At 58.0% G+C, this 274-nt stretch carries 1 protein-coding gene; it reads right to left on the reverse strand.

The window, feature by feature from the left end:
* A partial coding sequence (locus P2081_RS21305) for a hypothetical protein (protein WP_369011424.1) occupies nt 1-225 on the reverse strand: 225 nt, incomplete at its 3' end.
* Between the last annotated feature and the right edge of the window lie 49 nt (nt 226-274).

The following is a 274-nucleotide window of genomic DNA, read 5'->3' on the forward strand; positions in this document are numbered from 1 at the left end:
GGCGTCGGCGATGCGCCTGTCCAGGTTCTGCAGCTGCTGCAGGTAGTTGTTGTTGGCGTTGTTGATGTTAGCGTTGTTCTGGCGGGCGGGCACGGCCTGGCCGTTGTGGTACTGGAGCTGGGGGTTGTAGCCGGGCTGAACGTTCTTGTTGAACTGGTAGGGCTGCTCGTTGGGCAGGTCGTTGGAGTACCTCTCCAGGTTGTAACGAGCCAGAACCTGCTGCAGGTAGTAGTAGAAGTTCTAGCCTTGGTTGGCGTTCTGGTTCTTCTGGTTG

The organism is Pseudophaeobacter profundi (assembly GCF_029697505.1).
Taxonomy (GTDB): Bacteria; Pseudomonadota; Alphaproteobacteria; order Rhodobacterales; family Rhodobacteraceae; genus Pseudophaeobacter; species Pseudophaeobacter profundi.